The sequence below is a fragment of the Microbacterium oleivorans NBRC 103075 genome (assembly GCF_001552475.1).
Lineage (GTDB): Bacteria > Actinomycetota > Actinomycetes > Actinomycetales > Microbacteriaceae > Microbacterium > Microbacterium oleivorans.
In genome coordinates this window covers 68025-84947 of the sequence record NZ_BCRG01000003.1, presented here as the reverse complement: position 1 = coordinate 84947, position 16923 = coordinate 68025, and the positions used below count along the sequence as shown (strand labels likewise).

15 protein-coding genes and 1 tRNA gene are annotated in these 16923 nt (G+C 64.1%); 5 read left to right on the top strand and 11 right to left on the bottom strand.

What is annotated here, in order from left to right; translation table 11 throughout:
* Positions 1-202: 202 nt before the first annotated feature.
* The 3 genes from MO1_RS14585 to MO1_RS14865 form a co-directional block, all read right to left on the bottom strand.
* Positions 203-919 carry a hypothetical protein gene (locus MO1_RS14585; RefSeq protein ID WP_157526352.1) on the bottom strand — a complete coding sequence of 239 codons (717 nt, stop codon included), beginning with the start codon at positions 917-919 and terminating at the stop codon, positions 203-205.
* 362 nt (positions 920-1281) lie between these two features.
* Positions 1282-3414 (bottom strand): ATP-dependent DNA helicase, encoded by a 2133-nt coding sequence (locus tag MO1_RS04815; protein WP_255209223.1) that lies wholly within the window; start codon positions 3412-3414, stop codon positions 1282-1284.
* A complete protein-coding gene (locus tag MO1_RS14865; protein ID WP_255209222.1) occupies positions 3411-3941 on the bottom strand; it encodes a relaxase domain-containing protein in 531 nt (176 codons plus the stop codon). The genes MO1_RS04815 and MO1_RS14865 overlap by 4 nt, the downstream gene beginning before the upstream one ends.
* Before the next feature lie 391 nt (positions 3942-4332).
* Between MO1_RS14865 and MO1_RS04810 the strand changes: the two genes are divergently transcribed.
* Positions 4333-6036, top strand: coding sequence for a DUF262 domain-containing protein (locus tag MO1_RS04810; protein ID WP_060915352.1), 1704 nt, complete (start codon positions 4333-4335; stop codon positions 6034-6036).
* Between the two features lie 247 nt (positions 6037-6283).
* Here the strand turns inward: MO1_RS04810 and MO1_RS04805 are convergent, their stop codons facing one another.
* Together MO1_RS04805 and MO1_RS04800 are read right to left on the bottom strand one after the other, a co-directional pair.
* On the bottom strand, positions 6284-7351 hold the full coding sequence (locus MO1_RS04805; protein ID WP_060915351.1) for a restriction endonuclease, SacI family: 1068 nt from the start codon (positions 7349-7351) through the stop codon (positions 6284-6286).
* 33 nt (positions 7352-7384) lie between these two features.
* The gene (locus MO1_RS04800) at positions 7385-8602 is read right to left on the bottom strand and encodes a DNA cytosine methyltransferase (RefSeq protein ID WP_060915350.1); all 1218 of its coding nucleotides are present in this window, start codon (positions 8600-8602) and stop codon (positions 7385-7387) included.
* A gap of 480 nt (positions 8603-9082) precedes the next feature.
* Between MO1_RS04800 and MO1_RS14860 the strand changes: the two genes are divergently transcribed.
* Together MO1_RS14860 and MO1_RS14855 are read left to right on the top strand one after the other, a co-directional pair.
* Positions 9083-9655 carry a phage integrase central domain-containing protein gene (locus tag MO1_RS14860; protein ID WP_255209221.1) on the top strand — a complete coding sequence of 191 codons (573 nt, stop codon included), beginning with the start codon at positions 9083-9085 and terminating at the stop codon, positions 9653-9655.
* Positions 9656-9902: 247 nt separating this feature from the next.
* Positions 9903-10211 (top strand): tyrosine-type recombinase/integrase, encoded by a 309-nt coding sequence (locus MO1_RS14855; protein ID WP_255209220.1) that lies wholly within the window; start codon positions 9903-9905, stop codon positions 10209-10211.
* A 216-nt stretch (positions 10212-10427) separates the two neighbouring features.
* Here the strand turns inward: MO1_RS14855 and MO1_RS04790 are convergent.
* Positions 10428-10499: transfer RNA gene (locus tag MO1_RS04790), tRNA-Arg, on the bottom strand.
* Between the two features lie 47 nt (positions 10500-10546).
* Here MO1_RS04790 and MO1_RS04785 point away from each other — a divergent pair.
* Positions 10547-11362, top strand: a complete 816-nt coding sequence (locus tag MO1_RS04785) for an endo alpha-1,4 polygalactosaminidase (protein ID WP_060915349.1) — start codon at positions 10547-10549, stop codon at positions 11360-11362.
* Between the two features lie 15 nt (positions 11363-11377).
* On the opposite strand, the gene MO1_RS04780 is transcribed toward MO1_RS04785, so the two are convergent.
* From MO1_RS04780 to MO1_RS14440, 3 genes are all read right to left on the bottom strand, one after another.
* Positions 11378-13123, bottom strand: a complete 1746-nt coding sequence (locus MO1_RS04780; protein WP_060915348.1) for a DUF2075 domain-containing protein — start codon at positions 13121-13123, stop codon at positions 11378-11380.
* Positions 13110-13430, bottom strand: a complete 321-nt coding sequence (locus tag MO1_RS04775) for a nucleotide pyrophosphohydrolase (protein ID WP_060915347.1) — start codon at positions 13428-13430, stop codon at positions 13110-13112. Before MO1_RS04775 ends, MO1_RS04780 begins: the two co-directional genes overlap by 14 nt.
* A 150-nt stretch (positions 13431-13580) precedes the next feature.
* The gene (locus tag MO1_RS14440; RefSeq protein ID WP_217995485.1) at positions 13581-14393 is read right to left on the bottom strand and encodes an HNH endonuclease; all 813 of its coding nucleotides are present in this window, start codon (positions 14391-14393) and stop codon (positions 13581-13583) included.
* 258 nt (positions 14394-14651) lie between these two features.
* On the opposite strand from MO1_RS14440, the gene MO1_RS04765 reads away from it, so the two are divergent.
* Positions 14652-15623, top strand: coding sequence for a CPBP family intramembrane glutamic endopeptidase (locus tag MO1_RS04765; RefSeq protein WP_060915346.1), 972 nt, complete (start codon positions 14652-14654; stop codon positions 15621-15623).
* A gap of 9 nt (positions 15624-15632) precedes the next feature.
* Here MO1_RS04765 and MO1_RS04760 read toward each other — a convergent pair whose 3' ends face one another.
* Together MO1_RS04760 and MO1_RS04755 are read right to left on the bottom strand one after the other, a co-directional pair.
* Positions 15633-15875 carry a hypothetical protein gene (locus MO1_RS04760; RefSeq protein ID WP_060915345.1) on the bottom strand — a complete coding sequence of 81 codons (243 nt, stop codon included), beginning with the start codon at positions 15873-15875 and terminating at the stop codon, positions 15633-15635.
* 46 nt (positions 15876-15921) lie between these two features.
* A complete protein-coding gene (locus MO1_RS04755; RefSeq protein WP_060915344.1) occupies positions 15922-16905 on the bottom strand; it encodes a hypothetical protein in 984 nt (327 codons plus the stop codon).
* Positions 16906-16923: the final 18 nt, after the last annotated feature.

Below are 16923 nucleotides of genomic sequence, written 5' to 3'. Positions count from 1 at the left end.
ACCGGCGTTTTGAGTACCGCTCGACTGTGACGGTCCCTGACATCGCGGATGCTCTTCAGATGTCTCCGCGCCATGTTCGGCGCCTTGCGGGCATCGACACGGACCGCCCGCGGTTGACCCTCGTTAGAGACCCATGAGGTGACCCACGATTTGCCGCTCGTCGAGGTACACGCGCTATGCCGGATCACCACTCAGCACTCGATCAGTCGGCTCCTGTTCCGCTCCTATTGGGGTTGCCGCGGTTGGCGGCGTGATGCAAGACGGCGTAGGCCGCCTCAAAATCCTCTAGCGTGCGTTTGTACGTCGCGATCGGGATCTTGAGCGTTTGTGACATGGCAGCACGTGCATCTGCGGGAATGCGTGAGTCAGTCCCCAAGAACGGGTCCGGATCGCCGAGGCCGAGCACCTCGCTGTAATACCTCTCGCGCGATTCTCGCAAGGTACGGGTCGGGCGGCCTTGGCAGTGCATAGCGAGTTGAATCATTACTCCCTCGCGCAGCGCATTCGTCGCCTGCTCGAGTGCTGGCGCATCGCTCACGATCTCACTAAGGGCTTTGATTTCGATGTTGCTGGGGAGTGCGGTTCGCAGGGAAACCAGGTCGAGATCGCCGGCTGCCGATTGGAGGCCTTCGGTTTGCATCTTCCAGAAGTCGAGTTCTGGGATACCACGAACCCAAGGATCGGCAGCAGCAAGTAGCACCGATTTACGAGCGTGGGTCCAGACGCCCCGCGCAATTACTCGAGCTGAACGCTTCTCAGCGCTGCGCTGCAGTTGCCAAACGATGACACCCACGACGAGACCCACAACTGCGGTGTTAATGAGGTCAGGTATGAACTGACTCCAGTCAGCCGGCCACCACGCCAGATGAGCCCAAGTGTCGGTCTCGGCTTCATCTCTGAGCTCTCGCGGATTAGTCACGTCGCGAGCGTAATACTTGCGGCGGCGCGAGATGCGAGCGATCGCGCTCCAGCGCACTCTTGTGGCGGCGTTGGTAGCCGAAGTCTACGAGGGGCCCGCTAGGCGAACCTCGCCGGTCCCCCTGATCCAAGAATGACGATCTGGATTTCTGGCAGGACAGTATCGACCCACCCCAAAACCCCGCAAGCTGGAGGTGGTTGCAGCAGCTGGCCACGGACGACAGCCGCAACGACACCAGGCGCAGGCCGGTCGTGCACGGGTCTACACCAGGAGACTACGCGGGCGTGGCCGCGAATCTACCGACCGCGCGTGTATGGCCACCGGTAACGGATGGACGCCGAACGAGCGCCACTCGGCCGCCACTATCGCCCGAGTCCACGCGCCGCACGCGGCGCCGCGACCACTTGGTCTATAGCTATCTCCGACTGCCGGTCCCGTGCGGCTCGCCCCATCTCTTCCGCCGCCGAGCGCACGGCATCTTGCATCGTCAACTCGGGGATACCGCGGTGCATCGACTCGGCGAGGCCCTCGCGAGCCGCGGCATCCGTCCGCGCGACCACGATCGCGGCGTTATGCACCCGCCCGCGGGTGAGGCCGACGTAGAGCCCCGCGGCATCCACGTCTGGCCCGACCACTGACGCGTCGGCGGTGTCACCTTGAACACCGTGCACCGTCGACGCGTAGGAGAGCTGCACGTGCTCACGCGCATACTCGGCCGACACGCGTCTCAGCTCGCCGCTGTCGCCCACCGACACAAGGTCCACGAAGTCGTCGCGGATATCGCGCACGATCCACTGCGCACGATTCTCGACTCCCGCAAACTTATCGTTGCGTCGGGTCTGCACGCTGTCGCCGACAAGGAGGCGCTGCTCCCCCATGCCCCACGCGGCCACTCGGGGATCCAGCTCGCCCTGGTCGACGCGCCGTTGCTGAATCGCGTCGTTGATGGCATCGGCCTCAGCGTTGGTGCCGGACACCAACGTCACCCGCTTGCCGCTCGCGTGCCATTCGAAGTAGGCGTCGATCATCCGCTCACGGGCCGCGTCAAGATGGTCGACCCGCACGACATGGCCGCGCTCGGCGAGCTCGCCCGCGACCACCAGCGCGCCTTCGCGATCGCTCGCTTCGCGGAGCCGCAGCGTGAGTGCCGCGTACTCCGGATCGCGAAACCGGTGCACGGTATCGAGCTCCACGGCCGCGTTGGCGTACCGGATCGCCGAGCCCATCGCCCCCGCGTGCCCAACGGGCAGGGCATGATGCGGGTCACCGACGAACGCGAGTCCCACGCGGTTCTCGAGCGCGAGCTCGACGAGAACGTTCGCCGTCTGCAGTTCCACCATGCCCGCCTCGTCAACCACGATCCGATCCCGAGCGTGCAGCGCGTACTGCGTCGGTCCGGCATAGACCGCGCCCGTCGAGGGATCGAGCTCGCCCACCCGGAGCCGCGCCCACACCATCGCACCGGCCCGGTCGGAGCCCCACCGATAGCCGTGGTCAGCGAGCAGAGCATGAATACTGGACGCCGATGCCCCGATCTCGCGGGAAGCCACCGACGCCGCTTTCCGGGTCGGAGCGACGACGAGCATCCGCCGCTTCTGCGACCGGAGAGCTGCGAATGCCGTGCGCAGCATCGTCGTCTTGCCAGTGCGAGCGGGGCCGGTGACAGTCACGAGGCCATCGGTCCCCGCGATCGCACACGCGGCGACGGTCTGCGACGCGTCAAGTGTCGACATGTCTTCGCTTTCCGACAACCGCCGCAGCTCGGCTGGCAGGAGTGACCGTCCCGCCTGGGCGAGCGCGTCGAGGCGTCCGGCGAGGCGGATCTTCCCTCGCACGGTCTCGGTCGCCATAAAGGCCTTCACGTGCGCCGGCGCCACCTCCCCGACGAGCCGGTGGACCACCTGTGTCGCGCGGGTCGAGATCTGAGCGATCACCCCGTCGAGTTCTTCGCGCGGCGCGACGATGCCAGTACGCGAGAGGGCGCGCAGTGCGCCGGCGCGCAGATCGAAGGTGCTGAACCGTCCGCCGCACGAGGTGGACCGGGCGTCCGCGTCGACGATCGCTGCAGCGGCGAGCAGATCCAGATCGAGCGCGTGCACATCCGTCGGAGCGATCGTGATCGGTGCCCGCGCGGCGAGCAGGTTGGAATCGATCGACGCGATCTCGTCGCGAACCGTCGCGCTCCACGACACCTCGTCGAGGTCGGCCGGCTTGTTCGGCCGCGCGACCGCCCACGCGCGTCGGGCGATCTGCTGCAGCACCTCGGCGCTCGGTGCCGAACCACCGTGCGCCGCCGTCCACTTCGCGATCAAACGCGCGCGGTTGGCCCCGATCTGCGATGAGCGGCGCGAGAGAGGACGGACGGCGCCGGCAAGTTCGGTGATCTCTCCCGCGTCGTCAAGCGTGTACCCGTGGCGGGCGAGCGCAGCGATCCACGCGGGGTCGGTGCGGGCGGCGAGCTCGCCTTCAGCGTTGATGACCGTGTGCAGCTTCATCGCGACACGCGAATCGAGATTCGACCACTTGCGTCCACGCCGAGCACCTTGATGTTCAGCCACAGGTGACGGCGGATGTGTGGATCGAGCGCGCGCGATCGGCGATGCTGCAGCTCGATGACCTCGATGCGCGTGATCTCTTCACGGATGAGTCCCCCATGCCCGCGCCGCGCATTGAGCTCAGTCTGCCAAGTGAGGAGGATGCGTGCGCGCAGTCGGTCTTGCAGCGCCTCGAACTCGTCCGCGAGTTCCGGATGCAGCAACGCCGCGAGGCTGAACGCCTTCGGGTGGTTCAGCGTCCCGTCCAGCAGCAGGTCCGCGTCGGGGCTCTGCCGCTGGTGGCCGCGCTCCTCTCCGGTGATCGGGTCGTATCCCGAGAGCCAGACGCGCAGGCCGCCGGCGTTCAGATGGTCGGTCGTGATGACGCCGTTGTCGACGATGAACCGGCGCTTTGGCGCCCGTCGTGGAGGACAGATGGGCGTCGCACGTGCCCTCGAGCGCGTACGCGATGGCGTTCCGAGAACCACGGGATCCGACTCCCCGCTTCCATCGCTCCAGGCCTCCGCGCATGCCGCCAGGGTAGGCTGGCTTTTCCGCGTTATCCAGGTATTTTTACGCCTTGCAGGTAGCTGTAGCACGACGGCGTCAAAGGTCGCCGCCCACCCCGGGTGCCTGCGTGCATTGCTCGATCTCTCGTCCTCGAATTCGTTCTATCTCGCGTTGGTCTTTCGCAGTGGAGTTTAGTTCTGACCCGGTTGTCTGCTGGCGGGGTGCTCTCGCGTTCCGAGGAGTGAGTCTCCAAGGAACGCACCCCCTCTGAGTCCAACGCATCCTGCCGATACGCTGAGTGTCGTCGCGCGCCTCCGAGTCTTGCCGTCCAACGCTGCATCGACTCGGCCGCCAGCATAAGGAGAGCGAATGCCAGAAATCGACTTCCAGCCCGATAAGCGCACCGTTGAGGAGCTCTATGTCGGCGCCGACTACTACGTAATTCCGCGCTTCCAACGTCCTTATAGCTGGGATGCCGCGAACTTGGACGACTTCTGGCGCGACGTCGTTTACGACAACAGCGTCGGCTACTTCATCGGCCCGATGGTGGCCTGGCACGATCCGACAAGTCCCATCCGGCGGTTGGTCGACGGTCAACAGCGCTTAACAACGATCTCCATCATGTTTGCAGTCCTGCGCGACAAGTTTGAGGAACTCGGAGAGGACAACCTGGCGGACGGCGTGCACAGGTATCTCGAGAAGGCGGATCGCAACAACGAGCGTCAATTCACGCTGCAGACCGAAGTGCCATCTCCATTCCTTAGCCAAGCCATCTTCAAACGCCCTCCAGACCGGGCCGTCGAACCCAGCTCCGAAGAGGAAGAGGCACTCTCAAAAGCGCTGGATGCGATCCGACAACTCGTTGATGACGAAGCGCAAAAGAGACAGAATCCGCTCGATTGGCTACGCGATTTTCGTGACCGACTGCTCGGGCTGCGTGTTATTTGGATCGAGCACAGCAGCGAGGATGATGCGTACGTAATCTTCGAGACTCTGAATAGCCGAGGTAAAGACCTCGAGGTCGTCGACTTGCTGAAGAACCATCTTCTCAATCGACTCCGCGGAACCGGCAACACAGCCGCGGATACCGCACGGACCAAATGGGACCAGATGCGGGGGGCTCTGGAGGCGAGCGACTCGCGGAAGAGGATCGACCCCAATCGGTTCATCCTCCACTGGTGGCTTTCGCAAGAAGAGTACGTCGCCGAGCGAAAACTGTTCCCGGCCGTCAAACAGAAAGTCAAGTCGAAGACGATGGCTAAGGCTAGGCTCGACTCCCTGGCCCGGGATGCTCCTCTGTATCGAGCGGCTATCGAGCCCTCATCTAGAGTTTGGCCAACCGAAGAAGCTGATGCCCGTCGAAGCCTCGAGGCACTCGCCATCTTCGGCATAGTCCAGCCAGCCCCACTACTCCTTTCGCTCATGCGAGCTCGAACCGACGCTGTAAAGCTCGGAGCGTCTCAGTTCAAGAAGACGCTCCAAGTGATCGAGCGATTCCACTTTCAGCACACGGTGGTCAGCCAGTTGCGGAGTAGCGGAGGAGTATCAGAAATGTACGCAAAGGCCGCCCGCGACCTCAGCTCTGCAGGACCCGATGCCCAGGCGCGAGCGAATGCGCTCGACGATATTCGGAACAAGCTGATCTCTCGATCGCCGGATAAGGAACAGTTCGTCCTCGCATTTGAGGAACGTTTCCACTTCACCAATCAGCAAACGCGCGATAGCAAGCTGGTTCGGTACGTCCTGGAGAGATTCTTGCGACACTCTCGTCCGGCGACGACGACGGAGCACCTCACGATCGAGCACATCATGCCACAGCGCGAAATCGCTCGCGGGGCGAGTATCGACACCGTGGGAGTCGTTGGCAATCTTCTCCTCGTGAGCGAAGCGATCAATGGCCGATTGGACGACAAGAGCTTCGCCGACAAGAGAGCGATCCTTGCGGGACCGGGGTTGGCCTACGACATTGGAGGAGTTCTCGACTGCACTGAGTGGACCGCAGCCGAGATCTCGGCTCGAACAAGACTCTTGGCGGAACTCGCGCATGATCAAATTTGGCGCTTGCCCCTCTAGACGGCTTCAGCACGCGGAGGCGCGGATGGCGGATCCAAGGAGCGGCGGGCCTCTGTGCGCTGACGATTCGCGAGCGCGGAGGCTGGCGGGCGCCGCTAACTCGCGCTCTTAATTGATTGCTGTCAGCTCGCGCGCTGCAAACGGAACTACAGTATTGCGCCGAGCGGGCACAAACGGCGATTCTGAGGTAACCCCGCGAACGAAGGCAGGACCATCGTATGAACCACCAACCGCGAGCGCGGACGGGTCAGTGAGCTTGTGCCACAGCCACGGCCCGAGCCCACTCTTGGAGCGTTGGAACCGTGACCTCTATCTCCCGCAGCTTCGTGAGATAGTCCGTTGTGAAGGTCTCGATGGCATCCGGTAGGGACAGTTTTGCCCAGAGAAATGACTCTGCAAGCAACTCCGGGGCTGATGTAAACGCGGCAACCTGCGTCGTTCGAATGTGGTAATTGTTGATCGCGACGTGCGACCCCAACTCGCTCTGCAGCGGCGCGTCCACGAACATAATGGCTCGACCAAGTCCTACCGACTCGCAGTCGCGAGCGAAAGAGCTGAGGTCAGAAGCTCCGACAGCTTTACCTCGAACCTCCATCGCAACAGCCACCTTGCCACCGATGACACCATGGACGTCACCGGGGAAGTCGCGCGACGGGTCGTTGATTCGTCTTGTTTGCACACGTTCGTAGAGGAGCCCAAGGCACGCGGCAGCGAAAGCCTGAAGTCTTTGAGGACGGTCGGGCGCGTCGAAACGTAAGAAGTCTTTGACCGCGGTCTCGGCACCGCTAGCAGTTAGGCCGTTCGCCTTGACTGCGATGCGCTTGGTGGCCGCAGCGACCGCCAAAGCCTCTCGCAAGAAGGCGGCGAGTGCCTGGATTGCCCCGCCCGCGTCGAGATGGTTGGCCTGCTGTGCCACGTCTACGAAGAACTCTCGGTCGGCCGCCTTTCTTACGCGGTCCAGTTGGTCGATGCGGTCGTATCGAAAGAAGGGCTGATTGTTCATTGGCTCTCGACCCGTGTTTCGAATTGAGAATCCATACTCAGCCGCGGCTGGAACCACGATTTTGTGGCATAGACCGCGTGCGCTGTAGGCGGTCGGGTTGCCCTCACTTGCCTTCAAGCTCATCGTGTCGATGCGATCGTTCGTCGCCTTCGCGAGGAGCAGGGTGACGAACGCCGGCGTCCAGGTCTTAGCGTCCAGGTCAAATACCGCTCTCGCGTGACTCGTCCACTCCACCGGTAGTCGCACATCGCTCTTGGCAATTGCCAGCGCTTCGAGAAGGGTTTGCTCGGCGGCCTGATAGTCGAGGCTCATTTGGGAGGGGCCTTTCTCAGCCCGTCGTGAACGTCAGCTGATCAGGACTGCATCGCTCGTCGACCGGACGAGTTGATCGTCGCTGTCTGTCTCGGCATCAATATATCCGAGCTGCAGGGTGAGCGCTCGAAGAACAGCCTTCCCCAACTCAAGTGGCACTGCGTTTCCTAGCTGCCGCTGGACATCCGCCCGGCGTCCGATGAGTTGGAAGTCGTCGGGGAAAGTCATCAACCGAAGGAGTTCCGGAACACGAAGGCGACGGGCTCTCAAATCACCGTTCTCGTTTCGGAGATTCTCCCAATGAAACGGGCCCACATACGGCCCCGGCTGCGCCTGAAGCGTGGAACTTGGCTTGTCAGGAGCAAGCCGCAATAAGAAGGTCCAGTAGCGGGACCGCCACTCGAACTCGTCCCGTCCACCCAACCGAGGGGTATGCCAGAGGTAGTTCTGCCCCGCAGGCACCTCGGCGGCGAGCTGGCCGTACTTGCCTTCGACCAGCTCTTTCGATTCTGAGACGGTTTTCAGTCCAGCGAATGCTTGTTCCGCGCTCACGTGGAACAGCTTCGAAGTGTCCCAAGACCGCGTCGTCTCGCTTGGACCGGCGTGAGTCGGTTCGGGAAACCGGAACGCCTGGCCGTCGCGGCGGCCCACAATGAATACGCGCTTGCGGAGTTGAGGGACGCCGTAGTCCGCGGCAAGAAGTGTCTTCCACTGTGGGTTATAACCCAGGTCAGCTAATGCGGCTAGCAACTGTTGGAAGTGCTTCTGATGGGTCTTATAGGTGAGCGCTTGCACATTCTCGAGCACGAAAGCCTCGGGACGCGCCTGCGCAACTACACGAACGTACTCCTCGAGAAGGGAAGCATTCGGGTCACGGGACTCACGCTTCTCAGCAAGCCAGAAACCCGACTTCGAGAACGGCGTGCACGGGGGGCCCCCGACAACGAGAGCTGCGTCGCCCGCAGACATCGACCCGACGCGGAGAAGCTCAGACGTGGGGGTGTCCCGGATGTCGCCGGGCCAGGTTGCGGTCCCCGGAAGGTTAAGACTTAGCGTGTCGAGCGCCTGCGCGGAGTAGTCTGTCGCGACCGCGACCCGAAAGGGGCCGTTCGACGGGACGACCGGCGACTGCAACGGCGTGTCGGCGACGCGCTCAACTGCAAGATCCAGCCCACCAGCGCCGGAAAAAAGGCTGATAACCGGCATCTTCGATCCACGAGGCGAATCGAGGACAGGCGGGTCAATGGGCATGAAGCAATCGTATCGCGACCCAACGACACCGGCCGGAGGCGGCGGCGCGGAAGATCACGCCAGGAGAGTTGGGCTCGCGCCAGTGAGCTTGTTAAAGCCGAGCGATTGGCATCATCACTGCAATCCGCCCACTGGTCGCGGCGCTAGCCTTTTGCCTCGCCCTGGCGGAACTTCGTCGCGGTACGCGTGCCGACACGACTCTCCGGTGTCTTCAGCTCCTGGTAGCGGCCCAGTGCTAGCTCGCAAGCAAGACGTAGAGGAGCACGCTAGCCCGAGTGTATGAAGAATGAGCGGCGAGAACGGAGACGCGATCAATCGCCGCACTCTCGGCGTCACAGGAAGTTGCCCTGGCCCAACGCCAGTTGACCACGTCTTCCGCCATCAGTCCGCATCTTTCATCGGCCTCGTTAACGGCTTCTTGACCAGTGTCCGAGACTGGGCCGGTACCGACCGTCAACCCGGCATGAATCAGACGTCAAGATGGGCACCATCACCCCGTACGAGACGGTGAAGGGCCGCCGCTACCGCGTGCGCTATCGCAAGCCGGATCACACCGAGACGGAGAGGCGCGGCTTCACTACGATGCGCGAAGCGAAGCTTTACCTCTCCATGGTCACAATGTCGAAGTCGAAGGGTGAGTACATCGATCCTGCGTCGTCGCGGGTGCCGGTCCAGATGTTCGCCGACAGCTGGCTACGTTCCAAGCAGCCGCCGATGTCGAAACCCTCGTATTACATAACGCTCCAGCAGGCGTGGAAGAACCACGTCGCACCGGTCTGTGCTCACCGGGAGATCTCTTCGATCCGGCGCTCTGAAGTCCAGGATTGGGTGTCAGACCTCGCGACGCAGAAGTCCCGTACCGTCGTTCTTCGCGCGCTGGGAGTCCTCGCCGGCATCCTCGATGTCGCCATCGACGATCGGCGTCTCGCGAACAATCCGGCCCGCCATATTCGTAATCCCCCCGCCACGGGCCCGGGAAGCGTCGCGTCTATCTCTCGCATGACCAGGTGGCGACGCTGGCGGCGTGTTCGGCGCATCCGACCCTCGTCTTGACGCTGGCTTACACCGGTCTGCGCTGGGGCGAGGCTACGGGGCTGCGGGTGCGCAGCGTGAACCGGTTGCGTCGACGCTTCGTCATCGAGGAGAACGCGGTGATGATCGCCTACGAGATCCACGTCGGCACGCCCAAGACCCACGAGAAGCGCTCCGTCCCCTACCCCGAGCGACTCGCTCCGATGATCGATCAGGCTGTGCCGGCAAAGGTCCGGAAGGGCTGCTCTTCGGCGACGGAATCAACCACATGCGCAACTCGGGCGCGCAGGGCTGGTTCGCGAACGCCGTGCGGCGTGCGCAAGCGGTCGATCCGTCGATTCCGCGGCTCACTCCCCACGATCTCCGCCACACCGCCGCGTCGCTCGTGATCAGCTCGGGCGCGAACGTGAAGGCCGTGCAGCGGATGCTCGGACATACGTCGGCGGCGATGACGCTCGACACCTACGCCGATCTCTTCGACGACGATCTGGATGCCGTCGCGGCGCGCCTCAACGCCGCCATGCCGTTGATCGCGCTGCCGACCGGTCCGCAGACCCGCTACGCGCGACCGACGTAACCCGAGAGCAGATTGCTCAGCTTCTCGACGAGGCACAGGACGCTCGAAATGCTCGTTTTCAGCGTTCTGGGACGTCGAAAGACGCGCTGTGAAGCGCCTTGGTTTTGCCTCGAATCTGCCCTCAGAGTTTTCAGAATGCGGGCAAGAAGCGGGCAAAACGGCTCTTCGAGTGGTCTGGCCTCAGAAGAAATACCTGGTTAGAGTGAAAAACGGCTGTGCCCCTGGAGGGACTCGAACCCCCAACCGTTTCCTTAGGACGGAACTGCTCTTCCATTGAGCTACAGAGGCTGGCCTGCCGAGTCTACCGATCCCCCGGCGTCCGGTAGGTTCGCGACATGACCCTCCGGCGCGCACTCCCCCTGCTCGCCGCGACCGCATTCCTGCTCGCCGGATGCACCGGCCACTCGCCGCCGCCGCACGACCCGCCCGCCGGGCCGCAGCTTCCGGCCGCCGGAGGTCAGCTCGACTATCAGCTCGGCGGCGCCTACGACCCACCCGACGGCGTCGACATCGTCGTGCGCGATCGGGCCGCGGCATCCGTCGACGACCTCTACTCCGTCTGTTACGTCAACGGCTTCCAGACGCAGCCCGGCGAACTCGACGCCTGGCCCGATGATCTCCTGCTCCGCGATGACGACGGCCAGCCCGTCATCGACCCGGACTGGCCGGACGAGGTCATTCTCGACACCCGCAAGGCGGACGAGATCGCGAAGATCGTCGGGCCGTGGATCCGCGACTGCGCGTCCGACGGGTTCGACGCCGTCGAGTTCGACAACCTCGACACGTACACCCGCACCGACGGCGCCCTCAGCCGCGACGACGCGCTCAACCTCGCGACTCTCCTCGTCGACACCGCCCACGACGTCGGACTCGCAACCGGACAGAAGAACGCCGCCGAGGACGCGTCCCTCCTCCGCTCGCGCGCCGGCTTCGACTTCGCCGTCGTCGAGGAGTGCGCGGTTTACGAGGAGTGCGCCGCCTACACCGAGGTTTACGGCGATCACGTCCTCGCCATCGAGTACACCGACAACCTCCCCCGATCGTGGAACGAGGTCTGCGCAGACCCGGAGACACCGGCATCTGTCGTTCTGCGGGATCGCGATCTCGTCACACCGGACGACCCGGCGTACGTGTTCGAGACGTGTGAGTAAGAAACGACCGCCCGGTCACTGACTGACGGGCATGTGCGAGCTCAGATACTCGCGCAGGCCCGGGTCGCAGACGTAGATGTACGTTCCGAGGATCCCGCGCGTGAGCAGGACCCCGTAGATGTTGCGGATGAAGACCAGCAGGTCGTCGTCGGAGTAGACGACGCCGAGCTGCTTGTTATTCTCTTTGCCTTTGGTGTCGTGATACGACGTGCGATCGACGAAGAGCCGTCCGCTTGCCGTGTCGAACCGAAGGTCGGGACCGATGATCACGCCCGCATAGTTCAGGTCGTAACCCTGCACGGTATGGATCGATCCGACCTCGTTCACCGACGTCGGCTGGTTGATCCAGTCCTTGTCGGTGCTGTTCCACCGCAGGTGCACGTCGCCGATCTCGATGTCGAAGGCAGACCGGTCCTTTCGGCTCCGCCACTTCCACGCGTATCCGGCGAGAAGTCGGGCGAGCCCGTGCTCCCCGTTCCTGGCGAGGATCTGGCGCCGCATCTCCCCCAGGTCGTCGAAGAACCGGAGGTCGTATTCGCCGAGCTCGCGAAGCGCGTCCGGCGACGGTTCACCGCGGAGCAGGCCGCGGATGCCGGCCACGTAATCCGATCCTGCGGCGACGCGCATCTGGGTCATCAAGTGGAAGGCGCGGTTGTCCGCCTTCGCCCGCTCGAGAATGCCGCGCAGTGTGGCAAGCGGCAGATCGGCGGGACGGACTGTCTGCTCCGCGTCGAGTAGGAAGATCTGGTGACGGCTCTTGGCACGGATCCAGTCCAGCTGCGTCTTCGACAGATCGTCCGCGCCGAACAGGTCCTGGTTGATGCTCGTGAATCGCTTGTTGTTCACCCCGGACGACTGATTCGCACGCTGGTTCAGCCGGTGGGTCTCGTCGACGAGGAGGATGTCCCACTCCTCAGCCGACGTGCCCACATCGAACGGGGTGAGCACTTGCGCCTGGCTCAGCTTCGGCGTCTTGCGGAAGACCCGCTTTATCGACTCGCGAAGCGACTGCTGCGGCACGACGATGCCGATCCGGAGATCACTGAGAAGTTGTCGGTTCTCGGGAACGAAGTGCTCGGCGAACACCGAATCGGGCTCGAAATCGACCCCATCGCTGTAGTCGCGAATGTCGGCGAGAAGCTTCATGAGGTAGATCGCGACGATCGTCTTGCCCGTACCCGGATGACCTTCGATGACGCTCGTCGAGGTCCCCCCGACGGCGAGATCCTCGAAAAGCCCGTCGAGGATGTTCTCGACGGCGCTGGCCTGCTCGGGGGTGAGCACCTTGAACGGCGACAGTTTGAAGAGGTCGCTGTTCTCGATCTCGGGGATGGTCTGTCGGAACAGGCCCTCCGAGCGGAGCTGGTCGAAGATGTCGGCAAAGCTCTCGCGATAGATCTCGCGCTCGTAGTAGCGAGCGTCGACGATCCCCTCATTACCATTGACCACCTCGAACTGACCGTCGCCAGCCAGCCATCTGATCAGGTGCGACTCGAGGTCGAGGCACGCGGACTTGTTGAACGTCTCGTCGAAGACCACCCGCACCTGGCGGAAGTTCGCTTTCGAGGGACTCGCGAGGTGTTGCCGCATCCGGGATCCCGCGTTGACCGTCTCGCCGACGTAGACGGATGAGGTACCCGCCTTGCCAGCGCCATCGAGCACATAGACCACAGGCCAGTTGCGACGACGCTCGTCCGCTCGCGCCCACGCATCCGCTGCGTTCTTCGCGAACGGGAAGCGCTCGATCTCAAAGGGCGTCATATTTGGCGCTGGTCCCCTTCGCGCGGTCGACGGGATACTTCTGCGCTGTCGTTTGAAGCTTCTCGAGCACGATCTCGTCGAGATCAAGACCCAGCTTCTCGGCGAGAAGGATGCAATACGTCACGACGTCGGCAAGCTCCTCACGAACGCGCTCGGCATCCGCGTCATCACTCCACTGGAAGCATTCGAGGAGCTCAGCCGCCTCGATCGACACGCTCTTCGCGAGGTTGGCCGGCGAGTGGAACTGAGCCCAATCGCGTTCCTCCACGAACTCGTGCAGCGCACGTCTGACCTGCTCACTCGTCACACGACCGACGCTATCAGCGAGTTTCGGAGCGGGTCAGCGGTACAGGACGACAGCCTCGGGAATCGCATCGGCGTACTTGGCAACTCGTCGAACGTCCTGATCGGGTGCCGCGTCGGTCTTCGCTTCGTTTGCAAGGACTGGATCCCCTATTCAGCCGACAAAACGATTGCTTTTGCCCAAATTGCAGGACTGACAAAGAACCTGCAGATTGGACATCTCAGTCAGGCCGCCGCGCGAAATAGGGATGATGTGGTCGATGTGAAGCGTCGCATCGTCGGCGGTGGCACCGCAGGCGCGACAACGGCGTCCATCTCGCTGGAGAACGTCGATGCGTATCTTCGGCGTTAGGAGAGATCGCTCGCGATCGCGAAGGAACTGCGTTGTCGAGCGTCTCTCCCGATCCTCGCGGGCAAGGCCCAGCTCCTGGCGCAGATCATCGAAACCCCATATGTACGACTTCTCATACGAGTTGCGTCCCTGCGGGCTGGTGTAGCGCGCCACTCCGACGATCCGCGCCTGAGGAGTCGGCCGCTCGAGGAGTATCTCCGTGAAGAGCTGTTCCTCAACCGCGTCGAAGCGCGTCTTCGCGACATCAGCCCGTTCGCTTCGACCGAGTCGTGGCAGCGCCTCGGCACCCACTCGCGCTTCGTAGTCCAGGTAATGGCGCAGTACCTGACGTCGAACATCCATCTGCTCAACGATGGCTTGCTCACGTTGGAGCACTTCTTCACGAAACCGACGACCGAGATCGAAGGCGTCGAACTTCGGCTTTGAATCGAGCCGCACCTCGAACGAGAACGAGATCGGCGGCAGGGGCGCAACAGCTTCTTCGAAACGGTGATTCAAGCGCCCGAGCATCTCAAGAGCGGCGCTGGACTCGGCGACCCGTCGGCGTGTCCGTCGTCGCAGAGCAGCACGAGCGCCCGCGATAACCCCGACCACGAGCAAGATCGCAGCGACCACAGCTAGCAGCCAGAGTGCGACTGCCCAGATATCGAAAGGCGCCGTCGACAAAACAACCATCAGATCCCCCGCTGTGAAGAGCTCATCCGATACGAGGATCAGCAGCTCACCTTATCCAGCCGCCGTCGTCTTGCATCCGCGCATCGGCCATCGACGTTACGTTGGAGAGGGGACGCGCCCGGAGGCACACCCAATCCGGACCGCTCACCCATCGAACACACCGGCGGAAGCACCTCGCCACCAGGAGGCCACCTCACCATGAGCACGGACCCCACACCCGCGGCATCCGCCCCCACCACTCCGGGCACCCGCGGAACCACGACCGTCCCGTGGATCGCGGTCATCGCGTTCACCGTCATCGCGTGCGGACTCGCCTGGCTCGTCACGCTCCCCCTCTGGACGGGTGACGGCCTCGCCACCCCCATCGCACCGCTGCTCCTGCCGGTGATGATGTTCACGCCGGCGGTCGCCGCGCTCATCGTCACCCTGTTCTTGCGACGCACCGCCGGACGGCGGGCCTGGCGCCTGCTCGCCCTCGTCCCGATCAAGCCCCTCGGCCGCTTCTTCGGTTTGCTCGGCATCGGACTCGCCATCGCTGTCGTGGTGCCGGTGCTCGCCACGTTCATCGCCGCTGCGACCGGCGCGCTGCAGCTCGACCTCGTGAATTTCTCGGGCTTCGCCGCGGCCATCGACGCTCAACTCGAGGCGGCCGGCACGCCGGACATCGAGATCCCGGTGGCGGCGCTCGTCATCACCCAGCTCGCCTTCATCCCGGTCGGCGCCGTGATCAACTCGTTCCTGGCGTTCGGCGAAGAGCTCGGCTGGCGCGGCTGGCTGCTCTCCGCACTCCGCCCCCTCGGCACCTGGCCGGCGCTGCTCATCAGCGGCGTGATCTGGGGCCTCTGGCACGCGCCGATCATCCTGCTCGGCTACAACTTCGCCGAGCCCAACCTCTTCGGGGTCGGCCTGATGGCGATGGGATGCCTCAGCTTCGGCATCCTCCTCGGCTGGCTGCGCCTGCGATCTGGCAACGTGTGGCCCGCTGTCCTCGGCCACGGCGCGTTCAACGCCGCCGCGGGATTCGCGTTCCTGGTGTCGACGCCCGACCTGCAGCCGCTCGCGGCATCCCCGCTGAGCTGGCCCGGCTGGCTCGCCTGCGCCAGCATCATCCTCCTGCTGCTGGCCCTCGGCCAGTTCAAGAAGTCACGCCTCCCGCAGACCGGCGCCTGACGGACGCGCTCAGGCGTCGTTCGGCGGCCCCGGGGGTGAGGGCGGGTACTCACCGGTCGGCTTCTTGCCCCACCCGGTCTCCCGCCGCAACTGCACGAACCCGGCGAAGAGCAGCAACACCGCTACGACGACGAACAGCACGCGGACCCAGACATCCAGGTCGCGGAACAACACGTTCGGCAGGGCGCCGGCGAAGGTCGCCCCGATGAAATACCAGACCGCGACCGGGGTCTCTTTCTTCTGCTCGGTCATCACGTGCTCCTTCCTCGTGACTCGACGCTAAGCCGCGGGCACGACATCACGCCTCCCCCGTGCGGCGGACCTCGCGGGAGCTCTCACGTTCGAGACTCCGCTCGGTGTGCGCGATCCGCTCCCGCCGGCGCTCCGCCGACGAAGGATGCAGGTCGCTGAGGGATGCCTCGAAAACCGCCTCAGCTGCGACCGAGTCCACGCCGAGCACGTTCGCGATCGCCGAGACCGCGTCTTCTTCTGTCTGCGGCGCGCGGATGGCGGCGACGATGTCGGCGAGGCGGGGTGCGGCATCCTGGATCGCCCGCTGTCGACGAAGATCGTCCTCCATCGCCCGCCGGTGCCGCCCAGTGTCCCGCGAGCGGTTCGACATTTGAGCGCTGCGGATCGTCTGCGGGGCGACGTCGATCCGTAGCGGCTCGCTCTTCACCGTCAACGGCACCAGCAGCGCGTGCAGTTCATGCTCGCCGGGTGCCAGCCTTGCCCAGGCGGACTCCTCGATGCGCACCGGCACGCGCGCATACTCACCCGGCTCGAGCGGCACGCCGCGCACGCCTCCCATCGTCGCCCAGCCGATGTAGATCGACGCATCGCCCACCGCCGCCACCGTGCCGACCACGTCGAACGAATCACCCTCCGGCTCCCACCGGACCTCACCGGTGTTCACGATGTCGATCGCGAAGCCGTCCGGTCCCGCGTCTCGCCGCACCACGGCCGGCCACCGCAGGGTCAGTCCACGACGGCGTTCCGCGTAGCTCGCGCGCAGGGGCTCGGGCTTCTCGATCAGCCAGACCTCCTCCCCCGGGCGCACCGACGCTAGCTGCCACAGCCGCCGGTCGGCGTCGATCGGCGCCCCGATCTCCACCGCGTCACCGCGCTGCCTCAGCACCCGCCAGCCGTTTGGCTGCGGAACCGGAATCGGATCACCTCCGTGCCGCGCGACAAGGTCGTCGAAGGGCTCACCTTCTTCGGCCAGAACCGCGGGGTCGATCGCTTGGCCGTGCAGCCGCGGGAAGTCGTCGTCCTCGTTCATGCGGCCATGCTCGCATGC

What these genes read in the sequence shown, in the direction of transcription:
- MO1_RS04760 (WP_060915345.1), bottom strand. Translation starts at nt 15,875, where the DNA reads ATGACCGAGCAGAAGAAAGAGACCCCGGTCGCGGTCTGGTATTTCATC.
- MO1_RS14860 (WP_255209221.1), top strand. Translation starts at nt 9,083, where the DNA reads ATGGGCACCATCACCCCGTACGAGACGGTGAAGGGCCGCCGCTACCGC.
- MO1_RS04810 (WP_060915352.1), top strand. Translation starts at nt 4,333, where the DNA reads ATGCCAGAAATCGACTTCCAGCCCGATAAGCGCACCGTTGAGGAGCTC.
- MO1_RS04800 (WP_060915350.1), bottom strand. Translation starts at nt 8,602, where the DNA reads ATGCCCATTGACCCGCCTGTCCTCGATTCGCCTCGTGGATCGAAGATG.
- MO1_RS04765 (WP_060915346.1), top strand. Translation starts at nt 14,652, where the DNA reads ATGAGCACGGACCCCACACCCGCGGCATCCGCCCCCACCACTCCGGGC.
- MO1_RS04785 (WP_060915349.1), top strand. Translation starts at nt 10,547, where the DNA reads ATGACCCTCCGGCGCGCACTCCCCCTGCTCGCCGCGACCGCATTCCTG.
- MO1_RS04755 (WP_060915344.1), bottom strand. Translation starts at nt 16,905, where the DNA reads ATGAACGAGGACGACGACTTCCCGCGGCTGCACGGCCAAGCGATCGAC.
- MO1_RS14855 (WP_255209220.1), top strand. Translation starts at nt 9,903, where the DNA reads ATGCGCAACTCGGGCGCGCAGGGCTGGTTCGCGAACGCCGTGCGGCGT.
- MO1_RS04805 (WP_060915351.1), bottom strand. Translation starts at nt 7,351, where the DNA reads ATGAGCCTCGACTATCAGGCCGCCGAGCAAACCCTTCTCGAAGCGCTG.
- MO1_RS04780 (WP_060915348.1), bottom strand. Translation starts at nt 13,123, where the DNA reads ATGACGCCCTTTGAGATCGAGCGCTTCCCGTTCGCGAAGAACGCAGCG.
- MO1_RS04815 (WP_255209223.1), bottom strand. Translation starts at nt 3,414, where the DNA reads ATGAAGCTGCACACGGTCATCAACGCTGAAGGCGAGCTCGCCGCCCGC.